This window comes from Hydrogenovibrio crunogenus (genome assembly GCF_004786015.1).
Lineage (GTDB): Bacteria > Pseudomonadota > Gammaproteobacteria > Thiomicrospirales > Thiomicrospiraceae > Hydrogenovibrio > Hydrogenovibrio crunogenus.
Map to the genome: position 1 here is coordinate 2081277 of NZ_CP032096.1, position 21562 is coordinate 2102838.

A 21562-nucleotide genomic window follows, 5' to 3' on the forward strand; every position below is an offset into this window, starting at 1 on the left:
AGGTATTTAAAGGCTTTTATCAGGCTTATAAAAACTTTACTCTGCACGTTTATTGAACGCAAGCAAAAATGACTTATTAGAAAGCAAAGTTGATTAAGATCGTTTATTTAAAACCGCCAGGCCTGGTTATTTTTGAAGGTCTATCAAATTAACTGCGATCAAATGACAATCTCTGTCCCGGAGTAAACTCGGAAAACTGCCCTTGATGATATTTAATTTCTCCATTGACAATGGTTGTCATCACGCTCGATTTAAAGGTATGCCCTTCCCACGGAGACCAGCCACACTGATACAGGTTATCTGCTTTGTTGTCGGTGTGCGGCTTATTCATGTCTACCAACACAATATCCGCCGCATAGCCTTCTCGAATATAACCACGGTCTTTAATTTCATATCGAATGGCGACATTATGCGCGGTTTTCTGCACAACAGTTTCTAAATCAAACACCCCCTGATGCACCATATCCAACAATGCCGTTAACGACTGTTGAACCTGCGGCAAACCGGCCGGAGCGGTAAAATAGGTATTTTGCTTTTCTTCCCATGTATGTGGGGCATGATCTGTTGCGATAATGTCAATTCGGCCTTCTCTTACCGCTTGACGAACCGCGTCGCGATCGGATATTTTTTTGATCGCCGGATTACACTTGATTAAACTGCCTTTGGTTTCATAATCTTCTTCGGCAAACCATAGATGGTGCACACAGGCTTCTGCGGTAATCTTTTTACCTGCGACCGGGCCTGGTTCGAACAAAGCCATTTCTTCAGCGGTCGTCAAGTGCAATACATGTAAATCTGCCCCCGTTTTTTTCGCCAGATCCACAGCAAAAGAAGATGATTTGTAACAGGCTTCGCGGCACCGGATATCAGGATGGTATTTCATCGGGACATCCTCACCATACTTTTCACGGTAAATCGCTTCTTGCGCTTGAATCATCGGGGTATCTTCACAATGCGTGGTAATCAATGTCGGGCTATGGGTAAAAATATCGGTTAACGCTTTTTCACGATCGACCAACATATTTCCTGTGGATGCTCCCATGAATATCTTAACCCCGCACGCTTGATTAGGGTCTAACGCCTTCACTTCTTCGATATTGTCGTTAGTGGCACCCAAATAAAATGAATAATTGGCCCAAGAGGTTTTAGAAGCCAAGTCAAACTTCGCTTCAAGATTCTCAAGCGTCGTCGTGGTTGGTTTCACATTCGGCATGTCCATAAACGAAGTGGTTCCGCCAGCAATGGCCGCTTTTGATTCTGTTGCAATACTGCCTTTGGCTGCAAAACCAGGATCTCTGAAATGCACCTGATCATCAATAAAACCAGGCAATAAATGCTGACCTTGGGCATCGATAACGGTATCGGCTGAAACGTCTAATTTCGGCGCAATTTGTTGAATCAAGCCGTCTTTGATTAAAACATCGGCTTCAAAAATTTTACCTTCATTCACAACTTTGGCTTGGGTAATTAGAATCGTTTTCATAGCTTCACTCTGTCCATTTCGATAATTACATGTATTCTAAACGCTAATAAAAAGGTTCAACAGTATTTTATTTCAATCTATACGTTCTAACCCATAGACTGCTTTTCAAGCACCACAGCCTATTTATGATAAGCTTATCATAATCGTTTCAAATCATTCCCAACTGTTTAGAGTACATTATGAACCCTTTTAAATGGCTGATCATCTTGCCTATCCGCTTCTACCAGCTTTTTATCAGCCCGTTACTTGGCCCTCGTTGCCGGTTTTACCCGACCTGTTCTCACTATACGATCGAGGCGGTACAAAAACATGGCGTGTTTTGCGGCTTATGGCTGGCAATCAAACGAATTGCAAAGTGTCACCCAGGAAACCCTGGTGGGGTTGACCCTGTGCCAGATTGTGGCTGCCATACCAATAAAGAAACCTCTTCAAAGGAAGGTTCAGAGAAAACTTGATATTGCTTTCTCTGAAAAAGTCATCTCAGCGTCATTTAAATCCGATATCCTATTTTTAATGTTTTCAGCTCGAACCAAAACGAGTAAAATCAAGGAATCGCCCTGTCAAAACAGGACCGTGACATCTTAACAATAACCCCCTAAAACAATAATAAAGAGGACCCTATGCAAACCGAAGCGACGCCAGACACCCCTTACATCAACCGAGAAAGAAGTCTGCTTGAATTTAACCGTCGTGTTCTGGCGCAAGCTAAAAACCCTGAAATCCCTTTATTAGAAAGATTGAAGTTCCTCTGTATCTCCAGTAGCAATATGGATGAATTTTTCGAGGTACGACTGGCAAGCTTATATGAGTTAAGAAACGATCCAGCAGCTCGAACGCAGCCTGATAATATGGATCCGCAAGATGTCATTGATATGCTTTCTGAAGTCGCTCATGACTTGGTCAAAGACCAGTACCATACCCTGAACAACATCCTGATTCCGGACCTAGAAAAAGAAAATATCCGCTTTTTACGCCGTAACCGGTGGACAGATCAACAAAAGGAATGGATACGGGAATATTTTATCCAGTCGTTACAGCCCGTCATGAGCCCAATGGGGTTAGACCCCTCTCACCCCTTCCCGAGACTGTTAAACAAGAGTTTAAATTTCATTGTTTCTCTTGAAGGGAAAGATGCCTTCGGACGCTCGAATGGTTTGGCGATTGTGCAAGTACCGCGCTCTTTACCTAGAATTATCAAGTTGCCCCCGGAAGCGACCGATGGACCGAACGACTTCGTTTTCTTGTCCTCAGTTTTGCACTCCAACGTATCGAACCTATTCCCTGGCATGACAGTGACCGGCTGTCACCAATTCCGTTTAACACGCAATACTAACCTCTTTATCGATGAAGAAGAAGTAGACGATATCATGAGTGCATTGCAAGGTGAATTAACCAGCCGTCAATATGGTGGCGCCATTCGCCTAGAAGTCTCGGATCAGTGTCCGAAAAATATGTACGAATATCTGCTGGACCAATTCGACATGAATAACGACCAGCTGTACATGGTTAACGGGCCAGTTAACTTACATCGTTTGAACGCGGTACCAGACTTGGCCAAACGGCCCGACCTGCTGTTTGCACCCTACTCACCAAGACAGTTAAGCATTAAAAAGAAAAAACAAGCCGGGTTCAAACTCTTTAGCCGAAGTAAACAGCCTGAATCGTTATTTGAACAAATTCAGCGCAAAGATATTTTATTGCACCACCCTTACGATTCTTTTACGCCCGTTATTGAATTTTTACAACAGGCTGCCAAAGATCCGAATGTACTTGCCATTCGGATGACACTCTATCGAACCGGTGAGAAATCTGCCATTATTGATGCTTTGGAAAAAGCCGCTCGCAACGGGAAAGAAGTCACCGCGGTAGTGGAATTAAGAGCGCGCTTTGATGAAGACAACAACATCATTCAAGCCAACCGTTTACAGGATGCCGGAGTCAACGTTGTATATGGTGTCGTAGGATATAAAACCCATGCCAAGATGATCCTTGTGGTACGTCGCGAAGAAGATCAGCTCAGACAATATGTCCATCTTGGAACAGGAAACTACCATCACATCACAACCCGCTTCTATACCGATTTTGGTCTTTTTTCCGCCAACCCGTCAATGGGGCGAGATGTATCGAAAATCTTCCAGCAATTAACCAGTTTAGGCGATACCAACAACTTATTGGTTTTATTGCAATCGCCCTTTACCTTGCAACCCGGCATGGTGAAACGCATTCAGAGAGAAGCAGAAAATGCTCGCCTAGGAAAATCGGCACGTATTATTGCCAAAATGAACGGATTACAAGAACAAGGCATCATTGATGCACTTTATGAAGCGTCTCAAGCCGGCGTTAAAATAGACCTGATTATTAGAGGAATTTGTAGTCTTCGTCCAGGTATTCCAGGCTTATCTGAGAACATTACAGTGACCAGCATCATCGGACGTTTTTTGGAACATCACCGCGTTTACTACTTTGAAAACACGGATGGCAACCCGGAGCTTTTCTGCTCAAGTGCTGACTGGATGCGTCGCAACTTATTCTCCCGAGTGGAAACCTGTTTCCCAATTTTAGATAAAAACAACTTCCAGCAAGTCTATACCGAAGGACTTGCCATTTACTTGGACGACAATGTCGGTGCATGGATACTTCAGCCGGATGGTTCTTACTTGAAAAGAGAGCCTCAACAAGATGAGCCACCCTTCAGCGCGCAAGACTGGTTAATTGAAAAATACTCCAGTTAAAGTGCTTCAACCTTGCCCTGAACCCGGCAAGGTTACTATTTTTCATTTATTGTAAAAGGGAGTACACTATGCGCCCTTTTTGCCAAACAAGAAGCCTAAAATGACAGACACGACTGAATCACAGAACATTTATGCCGCAATCGACCTTGGCTCCAACAGCTTTCACATGATGGTCGCCCGTGAAGTGCACGGACAACTCCAGGTTATTGACAAGCATAAAGAAATGATTCGACTTCGCTCTGGGCTGGATAAAAAAGGCTACCTGACTCCGGAAGCCTTTCAAAACGGAATTGAATGTTTAGAACGTTTTGGACAACTGATTAAAAAAATTCCCGGTCATCAAGTTCGTGCTGTTGGCACCAATACCCTCCGTAATGCCAAAAACAGTCAAGAATTTTTAAGGCAGGCACGCAAGGCTCTTGGACATGAAATTCAAATCATCGCAGGGCAAGAAGAGGCTCGTTTGATTTATTTAGGGGTTGCGCACGGATTACCACAAAACGATGAACAACGTTTGGTGATGGACATCGGAGGCGGAAGCACGGAATACATCATTGGTAAAAACTTTAATTACCGACACTTAACCAGTACCGAAATGGGCTGTGTCAGCATCACTCAGCAGTTCTTTTCAAAACCTGAAATCACTGAAAAACGAATGACTAAAGCCATTTCCAATTGTCGGCAAATCTTACGCCCTCATTTAACCAAACTGACCAGCTTAGGATGGGACAGTGCTATTGGAGCCTCCGGTAGCATCAAGTCGATTGGCACGCTGCTCAAAGAGAATGGCTGGACGGAAGGAGAGATCACGTTAGAAGGCATGCTAAAACTGAAAGATGCCTTGCTTCAGGCTGGCTCCATTCAAGCCGCCAGTTTACAAGGCCTCAAAGAAGAACGGATCCCTGTTCTGGCCGGTGGCTTGGCCATCTTAATCGCGACTTTTGAAGAGCTAAAAATTGCACAAATGCAGGTTTCTTCCAATGCTCTCCGAGAAGGTCTGGTATTTGATACCTTAGGGCGCCTGTTCGCAGAAGATGTTCGTGAAACCAGTGTTGCAGCTGCGCAGGCCTGGTTAAAAATTGATACCGAACAAGCCGAAGCGATTGCGCATACCAGCAAAATATTTTATAAGCAGGCACATAATATTTGGCAGCTCCATGATGCGGACTACAACTACAAAAAACTCTTGAACTGGGCGGCTCAATTGCACGAAGCAGGTATGGCGCTGAGCTATAAACGCTACCGTCATCACAGTGCATATTTAATTGAAAATTCAGAATTAGCCGGATTTACTCAGCAAGAAAAACAAATGTTGGCGACCATGCTTCTGAATCACCGTGGTAAATTCGTGCCGGAAGCTTATGAACGGTTTGCCTCACCGCATAAAGAAAAACTGAAATATCTCACGGTGTTATTGCGTCTGGCGGTTCGAATCCACCGAGGAAGGGAAAAAGATATTCCGGACATTTTGCTTTACACAACAGGTGAAAAGACCATTCATTTATCCTTTGAAAAGGATTGGTTAAAAGCTCACCCGCTGACACAAATGGACTTGGAAGTGGAAGCTGAACGTTTAGCCGGCGCTGATTTCACCCTGACTTACGAATAAACTTAATATTAATAGACATCCAACTGAACGCGACGCTGCTTTTTCCAGTCATGCCAAAGCGCTTCAGCCGCTTCTTCTGTCATCCCGCCTTCGGTTTGTAGAATCGACAGCATAATTTCTTCGACAGAGGTTTTCAGTCGCGTTTTATCGCCACACAAATAGAAAAAAGCACCTTGCTGCAAGAGAGCCCAGATAGCTGATCGCTCTTCCCATAATCGGTCCTGAACATACACTTTATGCGCTTGATCTCGGGAAAATGCCGTTCTTAACTGAAGCCCTGCCGCTTTCCATTGAGCCATCATGTCTTTAAACAAATGGCTTTTTTCTTCATGGGTTTCACCAAAGAATAGCCAGGCCTGGTGGTTTTTAGCCAACTTTTCATCCAAAAACCATTCTTGTAAAAACCCAATAAAAGGCGCTACCCCAGTACCCGAGCCGACCATAATGACCGGGGCATGTTGTGCCATCGACTCTTCCAATGCAATAGGAAGTTTAAAATTACGGTTTTTACTCAGAGCCACATCAATCTGGTCACCGGCTTCCAGTTCGCTTAAAGCGGTGGTCACCACACCTTTTCGTGCACGGTTTTCTCGTTCAAAAAAGACCTTTCGGTATACTAAATCAACCCGGTTTTCTCCCACCGCTTTCGGTGCAGAGGCAATCGAATAATAACGAGGCGCTAAAGGCGTTAATAGATTACACACATCAACACCTTTTAAGAAAGGATACGCTTCAAGTAAATCCAAGATATCGCGCCCTTCGGCATACGCCATCATCTCAGCGCGGTCGGCCCAGTCATTCAAATCATATTGTCTTTTGAGCTTGTTGAGAATGGCGGGATTAAGTTGCGTTAACTCTAAATGATAATGTAAGGCTTCTTTGACCGGCATCTCCCCAAACCGTCTCAGTTCAATGAGTTCATTGCCTGACAAGTCGAGCTTTTCTAACACCATCGCCACCATTTCAGGCGAGTTTTCAGCCGAAACCATCAACCAATCCCCTGGCAAATAGCCCAAAGGGACTTCCGTTTCCAGCCCAATATGGTAAACATCTTTTTCAGGGTGACTCGGGGTCAGCAATTCATTAAACAAAACGGTCGCTTGCATCCACCTATCCTTATTTTTACTCAGGGTTTTATTATAGAGTTCAAGGAGAAGTATACAAATTTTTCAATCAAGCGAAACAAGAGAAACAAGCAAGAAGCATCGCCGGCTCTATTCAGAACCGGCCTAAAGAAGAGAAGATTAACCTCGAATATTTTCAATCAACACCGTCAACCAAGGCGCTGTGGCAAGAATGGTCACCGCTGACATCAAGCCGGAGATCAGCCCAATACCAATTTGAGGAATTAAGTTATTGTTTTTAAGTTCGACGTCAGACATTTGACGTTCTATCGCACCAAACACATCTACTTGTTTTTTCAACAATCCGTTCAACGTTCGGATTTGTTTAAAAAGCAGATGTTGCTCTTTCTCCATTTTGGCACGTGATTTTTCAGAAACATTTTCCAAATCACGCATCTGAATAGCCAGTTGACCAATAGAAGTATCCATCTGCTTGACAAGATTCTGAACGGCGGTTTTATCTTCTTTTAGCCATTCGAAATCAGGCGTCACCATGTCAGACATATCCATTGCATCATACTCTTCCGCTTTGGATTGCGCTTTATGACGTCTTAAAGCCTGCTCCAAAAGCACACTTTTCGACCCTAAAGGTTCGACTTTTCTTAAATCAATCGCCATATCATTTTCCTCATGTCTGTCCATCAAAGAGAATCTCCACTTACTGCTTCGAAAACTCAAACTTAAAGTGTCAATTTTTTGTCATTTATACATTTCTTAGTCTCTACAATGCATATTGTGTGCCAACATTGAAAAAAGACATGACGATACGAAATAAGGCGCACTAGGCTTTTGAATTACATGAAAAATTCATTCCTTATATTAAAAATCTTTATCAGCTAATGCTTGAGAAATGTGCAACCCATGATAAGATAAAGATTAATTTTTAATGACAATTTGACACCTCAATGAATAAATCTGAATTTATTGAATTCATCATGCAAGCTGGCGTTCTCAAGCTGGGTGAATTCACACTAAAATCCGGGCGAAAAAGCCCTTACTTCTTCAACGCTGGGCTATTCAACACTGGCGGACAAATGGCTCAACTGGCCAAAGCCTATGCCGCCACCATTGCAGAAAGCAAACTGGCGTATGACGTCCTATTTGGCCCAGCCTATAAAGGCATCCCGCTTGCAGCCACCACCAGTGTCTCTTTGGCACAGGACTTTCAGCATGACACACCTTACGCTTTCAACCGTAAAGAAGCCAAAGATCACGGTGAAGGGGGCAACATCGTTGGACATCCGCTTGAAGGAGATATTTTAATCATCGACGATGTCATTACCGCAGGGACAGCGATTCGAGAATCGATGGACATAATTCAAGCGAACGGTGCTCGCCCAGCCGGCGTAGTGGTTGCTTTAGATCGAATGGAAAAAGGGCAAGGGGAAAAGTCTGCTATACAAGAAGTCGAACAACAGTATGGTATTCCGGTCATCAGCATCATTAACCTAAATGACATTATTGAGTATCTAGAAACACATAACCAAGCAAACCAGGCCATTCTAGATTCGATGAAAACGTATCGAGCACAATATGGTATTGTTCAATAGACAGGACGTCTATCAACACAAACGGGCTAACATGGATAAATTCAGTGAGTAAACAACTGCGCGAATTAATGCTGCTTAGGCACGCCAAGTCTGACTGGAAAGAACCCGAACTTCCAGATAGGGAGAGACCTATCTCCGATAAAGGGAAGAAATCTGCCTGCAAGATGGCAAATTGGCTCAGTCAGAATAATGTTTTGCCGGATCTGGTTTGGGTTTCCCCCGCCAAACGTGCACAACAGACACTAAAAAGACTCAACCTGCCTAAAGAAATTCCCGTTGAAACTCAAGAACTTCTTTACCTTGCCAACACAGATCAGTTAAAAGATTTACTATCGAAAATTCCGGCACAATTTGAACGCATCATGCTCATCGGCCATAACCCTGGGTTTGAAAAACTGATGCGACAATTGATGGCAACGGATGACCCCAGTAAGCCGGAGCTGTTTCCAACGGCAACCTTGGCACATTTTATTTTACCGAACCAATGGCATGACTTATCAACAGGTGATGCCAAGCTGATTAACTTTATTCGACCCAAGGACATTACACTGGCTTCGTGTAAAGAAACGACTTAACTTTTTATTATCAATACGTTAGACAGGCACAACAATTGCTAGACCCATAAAAATACATATTAAATAAATGGATACTCATTGAGGCACCTTGACATGACAAACCCTAATCGACCGATCATTGATGAATCAGTTACCATTCCTGAGCACTATCGTATCATCTCCCGCACCGATCTACGCGGAACCATCTTAGAAGCCAACTCAGAGTTTATTGAAATCAGTGGCTATCAAGCCGATGAGATTCTGGGACAACCTCATAATATCTTGCGTCATCCCGATGTGCCTAAAGCGGTTTTTAAAGATTTCTGGAACACTTTACAAGCAGGAAAGTCATGGACGCAAATTGTCAAAAACCGTGCTAAAGACGGCCGACATTATTGGGTCAAAGCCAATGCGGCACCCGTTTTTGAAAACAACAAAATAAGCGGATACATTTCAGTTAGAACCCCCGCTACCGAAGAACAAATCAAACTGGCCTCTCAAGCTTATAAAGACATTAATGCCGGCAAACTCATCATCAAAGAAGGCCATATTTATAAAGCATCGGAATACCGCCGATTGAAAATGAACCCTTTCCGAAAATTCAGCATTCTAGGAAAGCTGGCAACAGCGGGACTTTTCTTGGTTGTCATTGGGTTCTTAGCCAGCGCCTTCCTAGCCAATTCAACTTATGTTGAAACCGTTGCTGAAAACAGTAAAGTTCGAAGCCAGCAAGTTAAAAAAGACATCAACAACTACATTCAAAAAATGGAAAAAACCAGCTTAAACACAGCGTTAGGCTTAGCTTCGAATTCCGACATCATTACCGCGCTGGAAAATGGGTCTCACCAAGCCGCAAGAGCAGCGCTGAAAAAAGAATTAGACTTCATCAAAAAGGTATCAGGACAATCCGTTAGAGCGCATATTCATGATGCACAAGGTCACTCTTTTGTGCGCTCATGGCGTGACAAACAGGGAGATGATTTAAAGTCATTCCGTTATACCGTCAACCAGGTTAGAGACAAAAAAACTACCGTCATGGGGATTGAGCTAGGTCGTGCAGGTGCTGCCATTCGAAGCCTGTCCCCGATTTTCAGTGACGATGGAAGTCAATTTTTAGGTTCGGTTGAAGTGGTCTCCAGTATCAAAGCTCTGGTCAAGCATTTCAAAGAAGATTCCATCAATTATGTTTCTCTCTTCACCCCTAACGCACTGGATATTGCCATCAAAGCAAAAGACAACCCTAAATTTGGCAATTTGACTTTAGCCAGCACAAAGGATTTTGCGCCTGAAGCCATCGAGAAATTAAAACAAATTGACCTCAATAAATTGAAAAGCCAAGGAGTCCTAACTACAGCAACGGATTTCTTTGTCATGATGCCGATCATTGATACCAACCAAAGCTTAGTTGGGTACCATATCTTTATTGAAGATTTATCGCAGATCAACACACTGAATAAGTTAAGTTTGGAAGCGGCGATCTCGTCAGTGGTCAAGGTCACGCTTTCCATGTTGATTTTAATCATCATTTTCTTATTGATTATTCGAAGCAGTGTCACGGCGCCTTTACGAAAAATCGTCGAAGGAATGAATGAGGCGACTGAGAGCGGAGACTTAAGTACGCGTGTTGATAATTCTCGTTATGATGAAATGGGCGAATTGGCGAAGGCTTATAATGATCAAATGCAAGCGGCCCAAATTTCACTCGGTGAAGCGGGTCGTATGTTAAAAGATATGTCCGAAGGACACCTCAAAACTCAGACTGTCATCCCAATGGTGGGTGACTTCAATGTTATGAAAACCAACTTGAACGAAGCATCGAGAATGCTTCAAAAAACATTTGGTGAAGTTCGAGGCATTCTAAAAGAAATTCGTTCCGGAAACTTCAGCTATGAGTCAAATCATGAGACACAAGGAGACTTTAAGGAAGCCATGCAGGACGCAGAAGCGGCGATGGCTATCTTAAAAGGGGTTTTCTATGAAGTGAATGAATTGATGTCTCAAGTCGCAGAAGGTTTCTTTGGAAGACGAATCACCGCTGAAGCGGAAGGTGAAATCAAAGAACTTAAAAACAATATCAATGCCTCTTTAGACCAACTGGAGGCGGTTATTCAAGAAACCACCCAAGTGATGATTGCACAGGGTACCGGAGACTTGAAAAAACGTATTGAGATGGAAACAAACGGTACACTGGCCGTTCTAAAAGCCGGAATCAATAATTCTGTCACCAACATCGGAAGTTTGCTATCGCAGTCTAACTACTCCATTAAAAAGTTGTCAGATGGCACCATCAAGATTTCGCAAGACATTTCAGACTTGTCTGCCCGTACCCAACAGCAAGCGGCTTCATTAGAGGAAACGGCTGCGAGCATGGAACAAATCACTTCCACTATTCAACAAACGGCGAACAATGCCAGAGAAGCAAATGAAGCGGCAAATGAATCTTTGGTGGAAGCACAAGATGCCAACCAAGTGGTTCAAAAAACCATTACGTCAATCAATGAAATCAATGAAGCCAGTACAAAAATTTCTGAGATCACCACTTTAATTGACAGCATCGCTTTCCAGACTAATCTATTAGCCCTTAACGCGGCTGTTGAAGCGGCACGTGCCGGAGACCATGGACGAGGATTTGCCGTTGTGGCAGGTGAAGTCAGAAGCCTTGCCGGGAAATCGGCGGAAGCGGCAAAAGACATTCGACAATTGATTGATAATACTGTCGAAAAAGTGCATGAGGGCGCTAAACTTGCGGATGAATCTGGTAAAGCACTTGAATTAATCAATGACTCTATCGCTAAAATTGGTAATTATGTCAGTGAAATTTCTCAAACAACTGCAGAGCAGGCGAAAGGCGTAGAACAAGTTAATATTGCCATCAGCAGCATCGACCAAGTGACGCAACAAAACTCTGCTCTGGTAGATGAAACTGCCGACAGAACAACCGATATGAGCAAACTGGCTGAAGACGTCAACAATGTCATCAGCACCTTTAAAATCGACCTGAACCAAATTGGTTTCAGCACAGCCATGCAAACCGGTGAGTTTACCTTTGCCAATGCCAGACGTGCACACAGTCAATGGAAGGGACTGGTCACAGCCTATGTAGAAGGGGTTCATGTTGAATTTGATAAAGAGGCAGCAACGGATCATCACAAATGTGCCTTAGGACAGTGGTTCTATGGATCGGAAGGTCAACAATATGCCAACCAGCCTGAAATGCAGACACTGGAAAAATGGCATGCCGAATTGCATGCTACTATTAAACGTATCTTAACGGCTCACCAGGTCGGTGATATTGATAACATTAAAAATGAATTCCGTAATTTGGATAAAGCAAGCGAAGAAGTGATTCATAGCCTCACGCAGGTTGAGCAAGCATTGGCAAAAGATCGATCACCCAAAGCCCATCAGCAGCAACCGCGAGCAATAAAATCGACCTCTGCCCCCAAACTGGCACAGGAAAAACCTAAGTCAGTTCCTCCTAAAAAAGAAAACACAACTGCCAGACACAGTGCGGAGACAACGAAGGCAGATCAAATAAAAGCAAAACCGGATACGGAAAAAGGAATGCAAAAACCTGCGCCTTCTCAACCAAAGAACACCTCGACGGATGAGTGGAGTGAGTTCTAGGCAAAAGGCGATGACATAAACCAACAAACTGGGCAGAAGCCCAGTTTTTTTTATGAAGACAAGAAACTAAATGGCTTTCGCAATTAGGGCAATACCAACCAACACAGTGACTATTTCAAAACTGCGCTTAACGAGTTGATTACCACGCACAATTGAAAAGTGTGCTCCCAGATACCCACCAATTAACGAACCCAAAATAAGCGCTGGCAACCAACTCCATTCAATTTGCCCTTGCACGCCTAAAGTCCAGGCTCCGACACCATTCCAGAAAATACCAACCAATACCAAGGTATAAGCGACAGCTGCCTTATAATCAAAGCCGAACCAGACAATGAGCCAAATCGTAACGAACAAACCGGTACCAGATGTTAAGGAGCCATTTAACACACCGATGAAAAACAAAACGATGCCACCGACTAACAACCCTGGCAACGTTTGGTGCTTTGCCGAAGAGCTTTGTCCTAACTCAGGCTTTAAACCTGAATAAATCCCCAATCCCAAGGTCAAAACGCCCAGTGCTATCTGAGCCCAACGATCATCCAACTGCAAAATTAAATTTGCCCCTAAAATCACGCCAGGAAGCCCAAAGACCAAAATAATTGAGACAAAACGCAGGTTAAGCTTGGAAGAACGGATATGGCGGGAAGTCGCCCCAATGCCTAAAAAAACACTAGCAACTTTATGGGTCGCCAATGCAACACTGAAAGGCAACCCTAAAAATAATAGTGCAGGCAGTTGTAGCAGCCCTGCCCCGCCACCGGCTAAGGCTGAGAGCAAATTTGCGACAAGGGAAACAATAAATAAAACAATTTGTTCAGAGACACTATCCATGGCACTAAAATATCGAAGAGATTAATGAGAGGTAATTAATGTCCCAACCCCTTCATCTGTAAAGACTTCGAGCATAACCGCATGCTCAACACGACCATCAATAATATGAGAAGACTCAACGCCATTTTGCACCGCATCTAGCGCACACTGGATTTTAGGCAACATGCCACCATAAATCGTTCCATCCTCAATCAAAGCCGCAACCGATTCCGCATTCAACCCGGTTAATAATTCCCCTTGTTTATCCAACAAGCCTGGTGTGTTCGTTAACAGCATCAGTTTTTCTGCATGCAGCGCTTCAGCGACTTTTCCAGCCACCAAGTCCGCATTAATATTGTAAGAGTGCCCTTGATCATCAACCCCTACTGGCGCAATCACTGGAATGAAATCATCTTGGATCAACATATCCAACACCTTAGTGTTGATACGCTCTACTTCGCCGACATGGCCTAAATCAATTAATTCTGGCGCATTCAAGTCTTCATTAAATGCCGTCATTTCCATTTTTTTGGCACGAATCAAGTTACCATCTTTCCCCGTTAATCCCACGGCATTTCCGTTGTGTTGGTGAATCAGGTTAACAATCTCTTTATTGACCATGCCGCCTAAGACCATTTCAACAATGTCCATGGTTTCGGAATCCGTTACACGCATGCCTTGGATAAATTCGGATTCTTTTCCTACGCGCTCAAGCAAATGACCAATTTGCGGCCCGCCACCATGAACCACGACAGGATTCATGCCGACCAGCTTCATCAAAACAATGTCACGAGCAAAGCCATTTTTTAATGCTTCTTCCGTCATCGCATTCCCGCCATACTTCACCACAATTGTTTTTCCGGAGAAACGTTGGATATAAGGTAAGGCTTCGGCTAAAACAGAGGCAATATTTTGGGCTTGGGCTTTATTTAAATTCATGGTTTTTTGAACTCTCATGACAGACTCTTAAGATTAAAAGGAAAAATAAATCACTGGCTTTTTTAAATCCAGCCATTTAAAACAACCCTCCAATTTTACCATTTTTAACCTATTAAAAAGGGCTTTGATAATAAACCCTCCTAGAAAGCATTTCTTGTGGTGTAAGCCATGTATGGTTACAATCACGCGAATTCTCTGAGAACTAAAAAGGAATGGGCATGAAACGGTTAAGTTTAGCATTGCTTATGTTGTTGTTTTTATCGGGTTGCAACACGCTACCACATCGCTTTTCAAACGAAGAAGTAATTGATTTACAAAACAAAAACAATATTGAAGCCACGACTGCGTTAGTCAATACTTTAAAAGCAAAAGGATTTACGACTCGAAAAATTTCACCCACTCAATTTTTAGTTCGTTACAACGAGCATGATTTTTTAATGGAACCCAAAATTGTCGAAGATGGATTAAGCCGGATTCTTGTTTCACGACTGTTCAAAATTAAAGAAGAATACCAAGAATCTCCTGAGCTGTTTGTACTGATTATCGCACTGAACCGTCATTTAAATTTTGCTAAATTTTCTATGCTCCCAGAGAATAGAGCCGGACAAGTACAAACCGCGATCACATTTGTCGATGAAACCATTCAAATCTTGGAAATTCAACAGTTTTTGATATGGATGGATGACAGCCTAAACAAAATCAAAACCATGGTGCCACCTGAAGCGCTTCATATGCTGGAAAATGAAACGAACTGATTCAACAAAGCCTTCTTAAAGAAGGCTTTGTTGGTTATGCGGAATAGCGTTGCTGAATCCGATCCAAAATGGCTTTTCGCTGCTCAATCATTTTTTGAATCTGCTCACGCAATTGTTCAAAAAACTGCTTGGCATCTTGAGCAGCTTCCCGACCTTTACCTAAAGAAGCAAAAGGCCTTTCCAAGCTGATTGCCTCGGACGCCCTTTCCGATTTGATTTGCTGAAGCGAGTTCATAGCCTCACTGAAGTCTTTTATAGCCTGTTGCTGAGATGCTGAAAAAAAGGTATGAGAGTCAGATTTTGAAGGTTGAAAAGCTTGACGTTCCGCCAAATCAATCGCTTGTGCAGTTTGCACGGCGCCATTCTCCATTAAAACGATCCCTGCCGACTTAACATGACCCAGTTTCTCGCCTTGCGATCCCATTAAATCTTCTTCCTGTTCAGCATGTCCTAAATAAATCGCACCGACCCCTTTTGAAGCCAAGCTCACCAAATGTGATTCATTTGATTGATCTGTCCAAAGCTTCAGATGCTGAAAAATAGGATCCGCTTCATCAATCCAGCCATTGCCATCGGCATCAAATATTGCTAAATCCGCAAATGCCTGCCCACTTTGGGCGCCAAACAGTTCGGAGCCATCATTGACCTGGCCATCCTGATTTTCATCAAACACGAGAAAGCCACTCCCCGCACCTAACTGTGCAAAATGATGTTGCTCTCCGTTTCCTTGTATATCAAATTCAAAAAACTGGTCATTCAATGTAACGGACTCTGTTCCAAAGTTAATCACTAACGGGTCTTGCATTGACGCAACACTCAAAGATGCTTTGCTTTCAGCCATTACTTCCGTTTTTGCTGAATGCGAGGTTACAAGTTTAAAATCAATTGAACGTCCATCGTTCAATAATACCTGCCCAGTGGCTGACATAGCTGAAAAAGAGGCGGTTTTAAGATGGAGCTGATGGTTCAAATCAAATGAGACTTCTCCACTGACTTCAATTGACGCTTTATCATTGGCTGGAAAGGCCTTTTGTGACGCCACTAAAGCCGATTCTCCTGTCAAACTTAATTGCGCCAATTCATGAATGACTTGAGTTTGCTTTAAAACGGTTTCTTGTTGTCCCTGAGTGACTTGACTGGTTGATTCAAACTGTCTTTGCTTTCGGTGTGAATAATCAAAACGTTCAGATTGTTGATATTCTACTCGTTGATCACTATTTGTTAGCAATTGAGGGCGAACGGCTTCGCCCACCATTAAGCTTTGTTTCTGTGAAAAAGACGAGTCATACTGATGTTGCTGTTGCAGGCGAACAGCGGAAGATTGGATAATCATTTTTGGGTGCTCCACGATACATTATTAAACAAATTTCCCTTGTTTAATCGTGACAAGCGAACTGACACGATGTCGTAGAATCACACTTTCATTTCTGGTCGATGAACGGTGACGGCTTATAAGCCTTATCGAATTGCTCTGGCAATTTCTGTTTTATGTTTAGAGTGCTTCATTCTGAGTGAAAGCTTAAAACTGTTATCGACCAGTTTGATATTTTATTGAGTTAATTAACCGGATTAATCTCTAAAATTGTTAAATTGCAGAGGCATGTCGAGGTCTTCCATCCCTTTCAACAGTTGCATCACCGCTTGCAAATCATCGCGTTTTTTTCCGGTGACACGAATCGTGTCTTCTTGCTTTGCTGCTTGTACTTTGATTTTCGATTCTTTAATCGCTTTGATGATTTTCTTAGCCAAAGGGGCATCCAGCCCTTCTTTCATCTCGACCACTTGTTTGGCTGTTTTCAATTGAATCTCAGGGTCTTTAACTTCCATACACTTCACATCAATGCCACGTCGATTGGCTTTTTCAATGAGGATATTCAACATCTGCTGTAACTGAAATTCAGATTCTGTTTTCAACGTCACCACGGACTCTTTTAATTCAAAACTGGAATCCGTTCCTTTAAAGTCGTAACGCGTTGTTACTTCTTTATTCGCCTGATCAACGGCATTGGTTAATTCATGTTGGTCTAATTCTGAAACAATATCAAATGAAGGCATATCTTCTCCTAAAATGACCAGGCCTGGCTATTCTGCCTTACCAAGCCTATCTAAAATAAAGCATTATTTTAGCATTCCAAGATAAATTCATTGGCTATTTTTAGTTTGAATCGGCATCGTTATCTGGAAAACGCGGAACGACGTGATAGGATAAGCTATCTGATGAATTGAAGAATTTTTATGACAGACTTTACCCCCAACATTGCTGACCATGCCCAAACCCTTCAACCCTTTCGGGTCATGAAAATTTTAGGAGAAGCCAAAGCGCTTGAACGCCAGGGAAAAGACATTATCCATATGGAGATTGGTGAACCGGATTTTGAATCGCTGGAATGTGTGCATGATGCTGTTAAAGCTGCGTTAGATCAAGGAAAAACGCACTACACCGCCACTTTAGGACTGCCTGAGCTGCGTCAAAAACTCGGCGAATTTTATGCTGACTTTTATCGAGCCAATGTCAAAAGCGACAACATTATGCTCACGCCTGGTGCTTCGTCGGCACTGCAGCTGGCATTAACCGCTTTACTCAACCCCGGTGATAAAGTGCTCATGTCCGATCCAACCTATCCATGCAACCGCCAATTTGTTCAGCTATTACACGGCGAGCTAGTGCTTTTGCCGGTGGACGCCTCCAGTGATTATCAACTGACATTAGCGCATTTAGAAGAATATTGGCAAGAGGACATAAAAGCCGTCATGGTTGCGAGCCCATCAAATCCAAGTGGCACCGTGATTGAACAAGATGAGCTGATCAAAATGGCTCAGTTTGCGGCAACAAAAAATGCCTACTTTTTAGTGGATGAAATCTACCAAGGGCTGGTTTATGACCGACCAGCAGAATCCATTTTAAGCCATGCCCAGCGACCAGACAATGTCATTGTGATCAACTCATTCTCTAAATTCTTCAACATGACCGGGTGGCGTTTAGGCTGGATGGTGGCACCTTCTCATCTCATGCCCGTATTGGAGAGACTAGGACAAAACTTATTTCTCTGCGCACCCACACCATCACAACACGGTGCTTTACATGTGTTAGAGCCAGATGCATTAATGCAGTTGGAAGCTCGTCGAAAAACATTTGAACGTCGCCGTAATACGCTGTTTAAAGCCATGCAGGAAGCTGGCATCGCGCCAAAGGTTTTACCTCAGGGCGCTTTTTATCTCTATTGGGATGTATCAGACTATACAGATAATGCGGAACAGTTTTGCTCAAGATTGTTGGCTGAGACTGGCGTTGCAATAACCCCGGGAACGGATTTTGGCACGCATAAAGCTCAGCAACATGTTCGCTTGGCTTACACGACGTCGGAAAAGCAACTGCAAAAAGCCGTTGTAAAAATTCGAGCGTTTCTCGATAGCTTGACGTTATGAAGAGCTGATTAGAACCCGGCGTAACTGGTTGACAACGGATGGTTCAAGCATTAACTCTTCTTGACCTTCCGCCATAAATTCACGCGCTTCTTCTGTCATATAAGCGCCATAAGAAACTTCATTGACAATCACATTCGCGACTTTCAGCATGGCAATCATGCCACGAACTTTATCTTTGGCAACATTGTTTTCAGGGATATGGTGCAGCATAATCGCATTCAACATTTCAACCGAGAGTTTCCATTTCTGCCCCAGTAAAATACCGATATCGGTATGACTGGCACCATAAACCTCAAGTTCTTTTTCAATCCCGGAAACTGGATGCGTATTGAGACGAGAAAACATTTTGTCATACTTGTCTGCATCTTTGGTGGCGAGTAGCAAACAACCACCATTATGGAACAATCCCAATAAATAAGCTTCATCGCGGGAAATATCGGCAATATACTCGGAAAGCTCGGCACAACAAAACGCCACATCTTTCGAGTGTTCGATAATCCCTTCTACTTCATGCGTGTTAAACAAATTTTTAATCGCCGCGGAAATCACCAGGTTTCTTAAGTTGACATAGCCCAGCACATCTACCGACTCTCGAATCGACTTAACAGGGGTTTTCAGCTTCATTACCGGTGAATTTACAATTCTTAACACCTCACCTGACAACTTGGTATTACTTTCAATAATATCCGTTATGGCTTGATTATTAGGAAACTTACTACTAAGAGCAGAATCCAACTCCATGATTTCTTTAGGTAAATCTGGAATCTTTACTCCTTGTATCGCTTTTAAGGCAGCTCTTAATCGTTCTTGCATGGTGGTAAGGTTCACTTTTAGTTGGTATGAATTTACGGTATTTTAATCAGACGCTTGATATTTCACAATAAAAAACTCCGTAAAAGCGCCTATATAATAAATAACTAATATTTATTCAAAAGGGAAGCGAAAGCGTAGGTTCCACTTTTAACATCAGCGTTTTAAATTTTTGTTGAATGCGCTGAAGTGCTTGCGGCGTTTCTCCTTCAAACCGCAGGACGATAACCGGTGACGTATTTGATGGACGAATCAAGCCCCAACCGTCTTTAAAGTCGGCTCGAATGCCATCCAAATCAAAAATATCCGCTTCAGGAAAATCAGCAATGGCTTCAATCTTTTTCATAAAAGCATAATGCTCCCCTTCTGCAAATGGAATATCGATTTCAGGGGTATTGTAGGCATCGGGTAACTGGCTGAACAACTCCGATGATGTTAAGGCTTGCGCTGCCACAATCTCTGACATCCTTGCAGCGGTATATACGCCATCATCAAAGCCATACCAGCGCTCTTTGAAAAACATATGACCAGAGACCTCACCTCCCAAAGCCGCACCAGATTCTCGCATTTTGGCTTTCATAAAAGAGTGGCCTGTTTTCCACATCGTCGCTTTACCGCCCGCTTCATGTATGACTTTTGGCAACAAGGCGGTACATTTGATGTCGTACAAAATTTCTGCTCCCGGTTGCCGACCAAGAATATCTTGTGCAAACAGCATCATTTGTCGATCTGGATAAAGGGGTTGGCCATGATTATCGACGACGCCACAACGATCACCATCTCCATCAAAGGCAACCCCAATGTCTGCATGCGTTTCAATCACTTTTTTAGATAAGTCCTGAAGGTTTTTAAGCTTGGCTGGATCGGGGTGGTGATTCGGAAAATGCCCATCCACATCACAAAATAACTCGATGACGTCACACCCCAGTTTTCGAAAAATGCGAGGCGCATAAGCACCGGCGATCCCATTTCCAGAGTCGATGACCACCTTCAAAGGGCGTGACAAATGAATTCCGGAAATAATTCTGTGTTGATAATCCGCCGCGATATCATGCTGCGAATAGTGTCCGGATGTCTTTCCCGTCTGGAAATCACTCTGTAAGATACGTTTCAAGAGTACCTGAATATACTCTCCATAGAGTGTCACGCCTTTGACCACCATCTTAATGCCATTATAATTTGGTGGGTTGTGGGATCCCGTAATCACAACGCAAGAACGAACATTGGGCAACGTTTCAGCTGCAAAATAGACCATTGGCGTCATGACCTGCCCCAGGTCAATGACATTCACACCCACCGAAAGAAGCCCTTTTGTGATGGCCTTTGAAAAGCGTTCACCCGATAAACGACCGTCTCGTCCTAAAACGATTTCAGTCTCTTTTTGACGTACCAACTCAGACCCTAGCGCTTTTCCTATCAGCTCCACCGTTGCTTCAGTGAAGGCTTGATCCACAATGCCACGAATATCATAAGTTCTGAAAATACTGGGTTCAACGTGTGGCATTCAATTACCTGACTGTTTATTAGCGTTATAAAGGATATGTTAGCAGCTGATCATGGCAAACAGATGACACGGTTAGAGGGATCCCGTATGACCAAAACCACCCTTACCACGTTCAGTGGCCTCTCCAAACTCTTCCACTTGTGTAAACACCGGTTGAAGCACAGGTACAATGACCATTTGAGCAATTCTTTCGCCCACAGTGACCTTGTATGCCTCTTCACTTCGATTCCAACATGAAACCATTAAAGGGCCTTGATAATCCGAGTCGATTAACCCCACCAAATTCCCCAGCACAATACCGTGTTTATGCCCTAAGCCAGATCTTGGCAATAACATCGCCGCCAATCCAGGGTCATCCAGGTGAATGGCCATTCCGGTTGGAATCAGGACGGTTTGTCCGGGTTCAATCATCATGTCTTTTTCAATACAAGCTCTTAAATCCAGTCCCGCTGATCCTTTTGTGCCATAATGCGGCATCTCAATTTCCTTACCCAAACGCGCATCTAGAATCTTATATTGCACCTGCATTGTCATACTTTTGTCCTTCTATTTTCTTAATCGCTTTATTTTACAATAAAAAGCCGCTGACCTTGTTCTGAGACACTGATAAAAATAACAATTTTTGCTTACTTAACGAAT

At 43.3% G+C, this 21562-nt stretch carries 18 protein-coding genes; 8 read left to right on the forward strand and 10 right to left on the reverse strand.

Annotation, left to right across the window (positions count from 1 at the left end):
• Nucleotides 1-148: 148 nt before the first annotated feature.
• Complete coding sequence (locus GHNINEIG_RS09930) at nucleotides 149-1483, reverse strand: dihydroorotase (RefSeq protein WP_135796509.1); 1335 nt, start codon at nucleotides 1481-1483, stop codon at nucleotides 149-151.
• A 179-nt stretch (nucleotides 1484-1662) separates the two neighbouring features.
• Here GHNINEIG_RS09930 and yidD point away from each other — a divergent pair, with 179 nt between their 5' ends.
• The 3 genes from yidD (at nucleotide 1663) to ppx (ending at nucleotide 5824) form a co-directional block, all read left to right on the forward strand.
• Complete coding sequence (yidD, locus tag GHNINEIG_RS09935; protein WP_135796510.1) at nucleotides 1663-1938, forward strand: membrane protein insertion efficiency factor YidD; 276 nt, start codon at nucleotides 1663-1665, stop codon at nucleotides 1936-1938.
• 165 nt (nucleotides 1939-2103) lie between these two features.
• On the forward strand, nucleotides 2104-4215 hold the full coding sequence (gene ppk1, locus GHNINEIG_RS09940) for a polyphosphate kinase 1 (RefSeq protein ID WP_135796511.1): 2112 nt from the start codon (nucleotides 2104-2106) through the stop codon (nucleotides 4213-4215).
• A gap of 100 nt (nucleotides 4216-4315) precedes the next feature.
• Nucleotides 4316-5824, forward strand: a complete 1509-nt coding sequence (gene ppx, locus GHNINEIG_RS09945; RefSeq protein WP_135796512.1) for an exopolyphosphatase — start codon at nucleotides 4316-4318, stop codon at nucleotides 5822-5824.
• An 8-nt stretch (nucleotides 5825-5832) separates the two neighbouring features.
• Here ppx and GHNINEIG_RS09950 read toward each other — a convergent pair whose 3' ends face one another.
• Nucleotides 5833-6930, reverse strand: a complete 1098-nt coding sequence (locus GHNINEIG_RS09950) for a ferredoxin reductase domain-containing protein (RefSeq protein WP_135796513.1) — start codon at nucleotides 6928-6930, stop codon at nucleotides 5833-5835.
• Nucleotides 6931-7068: 138 nt separating this feature from the next.
• Entirely contained in the window at nucleotides 7069-7590 is a 522-nt protein-coding gene (locus GHNINEIG_RS09955; protein ID WP_223260874.1) for a hypothetical protein, read from the reverse strand.
• A gap of 263 nt (nucleotides 7591-7853) precedes the next feature.
• Here GHNINEIG_RS09955 and pyrE point away from each other — a divergent pair, with 263 nt between their 5' ends.
• The 3 genes from pyrE (at nucleotide 7854) to GHNINEIG_RS09970 (ending at nucleotide 12679) form a co-directional block, all read left to right on the forward strand.
• Nucleotides 7854-8498 (forward strand): orotate phosphoribosyltransferase, encoded by a 645-nt coding sequence (gene pyrE, locus GHNINEIG_RS09960; protein WP_135796514.1) that lies wholly within the window; start codon nucleotides 7854-7856, stop codon nucleotides 8496-8498.
• Nucleotides 8499-8542: 44 nt separating this feature from the next.
• The gene (locus GHNINEIG_RS09965; protein WP_223260875.1) at nucleotides 8543-9073 is read left to right on the forward strand and encodes a SixA phosphatase family protein; all 531 of its coding nucleotides are present in this window, start codon (nucleotides 8543-8545) and stop codon (nucleotides 9071-9073) included.
• A 93-nt stretch (nucleotides 9074-9166) separates the two neighbouring features.
• Entirely contained in the window at nucleotides 9167-12679 is a 3513-nt protein-coding gene (locus GHNINEIG_RS09970; protein WP_135796515.1) for a methyl-accepting chemotaxis protein, read from the forward strand.
• Between the two features lie 66 nt (nucleotides 12680-12745).
• On the opposite strand, the gene GHNINEIG_RS09975 is transcribed toward GHNINEIG_RS09970, so the two are convergent.
• Together GHNINEIG_RS09975 and argB are read right to left on the reverse strand one after the other, a co-directional pair.
• Nucleotides 12746-13510, reverse strand: a complete 765-nt coding sequence (locus GHNINEIG_RS09975; RefSeq protein WP_135796516.1) for a sulfite exporter TauE/SafE family protein — start codon at nucleotides 13508-13510, stop codon at nucleotides 12746-12748.
• Between the two features lie 21 nt (nucleotides 13511-13531).
• Nucleotides 13532-14446: an acetylglutamate kinase gene (gene argB, locus GHNINEIG_RS09980; protein WP_135796517.1), complete on the reverse strand. Its 915-nt coding sequence runs from the start codon at nucleotides 14444-14446 to the stop codon at nucleotides 13532-13534.
• Between the two features lie 200 nt (nucleotides 14447-14646).
• Here argB and GHNINEIG_RS09985 point away from each other — a divergent pair, with 200 nt between their 5' ends.
• Nucleotides 14647-15183: a hypothetical protein gene (locus tag GHNINEIG_RS09985; protein WP_135796518.1), complete on the forward strand. Its 537-nt coding sequence runs from the start codon at nucleotides 14647-14649 to the stop codon at nucleotides 15181-15183.
• A 34-nt stretch (nucleotides 15184-15217) separates the two neighbouring features.
• Here GHNINEIG_RS09985 and GHNINEIG_RS09990 read toward each other — a convergent pair whose 3' ends face one another.
• Both GHNINEIG_RS09990 and GHNINEIG_RS09995 read right to left on the reverse strand, forming a co-directional pair.
• Nucleotides 15218-16516 (reverse strand): hypothetical protein, encoded by a 1299-nt coding sequence (locus GHNINEIG_RS09990; protein WP_135796519.1) that lies wholly within the window; start codon nucleotides 16514-16516, stop codon nucleotides 15218-15220.
• A gap of 236 nt (nucleotides 16517-16752) precedes the next feature.
• Nucleotides 16753-17238 (reverse strand): YajQ family cyclic di-GMP-binding protein, encoded by a 486-nt coding sequence (locus GHNINEIG_RS09995; protein ID WP_135796520.1) that lies wholly within the window; start codon nucleotides 17236-17238, stop codon nucleotides 16753-16755.
• A gap of 180 nt (nucleotides 17239-17418) precedes the next feature.
• Here GHNINEIG_RS09995 and GHNINEIG_RS10000 point away from each other — a divergent pair, with 180 nt between their 5' ends.
• The gene (locus GHNINEIG_RS10000; RefSeq protein WP_135796521.1) at nucleotides 17419-18609 is read left to right on the forward strand and encodes an aminotransferase class I/II-fold pyridoxal phosphate-dependent enzyme; all 1191 of its coding nucleotides are present in this window, start codon (nucleotides 17419-17421) and stop codon (nucleotides 18607-18609) included.
• On the opposite strand, the gene GHNINEIG_RS10005 is transcribed toward GHNINEIG_RS10000, so the two are convergent.
• From GHNINEIG_RS10005 to dut, 3 genes are all read right to left on the reverse strand, one after another.
• Nucleotides 18604-19422 carry an HDOD domain-containing protein gene (locus GHNINEIG_RS10005; RefSeq protein ID WP_135796522.1) on the reverse strand — a complete coding sequence of 273 codons (819 nt, stop codon included), beginning with the start codon at nucleotides 19420-19422 and terminating at the stop codon, nucleotides 18604-18606. The two genes, GHNINEIG_RS10000 and GHNINEIG_RS10005, sit on opposite strands and share 6 nt — an antisense overlap.
• A gap of 115 nt (nucleotides 19423-19537) precedes the next feature.
• The gene (locus GHNINEIG_RS10010; RefSeq protein ID WP_135796523.1) at nucleotides 19538-20923 is read right to left on the reverse strand and encodes a phosphomannomutase/phosphoglucomutase; all 1386 of its coding nucleotides are present in this window, start codon (nucleotides 20921-20923) and stop codon (nucleotides 19538-19540) included.
• Nucleotides 20924-20995: 72 nt separating this feature from the next.
• Entirely contained in the window at nucleotides 20996-21457 is a 462-nt protein-coding gene (gene dut, locus GHNINEIG_RS10015) for a dUTP diphosphatase (RefSeq protein WP_135796524.1), read from the reverse strand.
• Between the last annotated feature and the right edge of the window lie 105 nt (nucleotides 21458-21562).

What these genes read in the sequence shown, in the direction of transcription:
- GHNINEIG_RS09930 (WP_135796509.1), bottom strand. Translation starts at nt 1,483, where the DNA reads ATGAAAACGATTCTAATTACCCAAGCCAAAGTTGTGAATGAAGGTAAA.
- yidD (WP_135796510.1), top strand. Translation starts at nt 1,663, where the DNA reads ATGAACCCTTTTAAATGGCTGATCATCTTGCCTATCCGCTTCTACCAG.
- ppk1 (WP_135796511.1), top strand. Translation starts at nt 2,104, where the DNA reads ATGCAAACCGAAGCGACGCCAGACACCCCTTACATCAACCGAGAAAGA.
- ppx (WP_135796512.1), top strand. Translation starts at nt 4,316, where the DNA reads ATGACAGACACGACTGAATCACAGAACATTTATGCCGCAATCGACCTT.
- GHNINEIG_RS09950 (WP_135796513.1), bottom strand. Translation starts at nt 6,930, where the DNA reads ATGCAAGCGACCGTTTTGTTTAATGAATTGCTGACCCCGAGTCACCCT.
- GHNINEIG_RS09955 (WP_223260874.1), bottom strand. Translation starts at nt 7,590, where the DNA reads ATGGACAGACATGAGGAAAATGATATGGCGATTGATTTAAGAAAAGTC.
- pyrE (WP_135796514.1), top strand. Translation starts at nt 7,854, where the DNA reads ATGAATAAATCTGAATTTATTGAATTCATCATGCAAGCTGGCGTTCTC.
- GHNINEIG_RS09970 (WP_135796515.1), top strand. Translation starts at nt 9,167, where the DNA reads ATGACAAACCCTAATCGACCGATCATTGATGAATCAGTTACCATTCCT.
- GHNINEIG_RS09975 (WP_135796516.1), bottom strand. Translation starts at nt 13,510, where the DNA reads ATGGATAGTGTCTCTGAACAAATTGTTTTATTTATTGTTTCCCTTGTC.
- argB (WP_135796517.1), bottom strand. Translation starts at nt 14,446, where the DNA reads ATGAGAGTTCAAAAAACCATGAATTTAAATAAAGCCCAAGCCCAAAAT.
- GHNINEIG_RS09985 (WP_135796518.1), top strand. Translation starts at nt 14,647, where the DNA reads ATGAAACGGTTAAGTTTAGCATTGCTTATGTTGTTGTTTTTATCGGGT.
- GHNINEIG_RS09990 (WP_135796519.1), bottom strand. Translation starts at nt 16,516, where the DNA reads ATGATTATCCAATCTTCCGCTGTTCGCCTGCAACAGCAACATCAGTAT.
- GHNINEIG_RS09995 (WP_135796520.1), bottom strand. Translation starts at nt 17,238, where the DNA reads ATGCCTTCATTTGATATTGTTTCAGAATTAGACCAACATGAATTAACC.
- GHNINEIG_RS10000 (WP_135796521.1), top strand. Translation starts at nt 17,419, where the DNA reads ATGACAGACTTTACCCCCAACATTGCTGACCATGCCCAAACCCTTCAA.
- GHNINEIG_RS10005 (WP_135796522.1), bottom strand. Translation starts at nt 19,422, where the DNA reads ATGCAAGAACGATTAAGAGCTGCCTTAAAAGCGATACAAGGAGTAAAG.
- GHNINEIG_RS10010 (WP_135796523.1), bottom strand. Translation starts at nt 20,923, where the DNA reads ATGCCACACGTTGAACCCAGTATTTTCAGAACTTATGATATTCGTGGC.
- dut (WP_135796524.1), bottom strand. Translation starts at nt 21,457, where the DNA reads ATGACAATGCAGGTGCAATATAAGATTCTAGATGCGCGTTTGGGTAAG.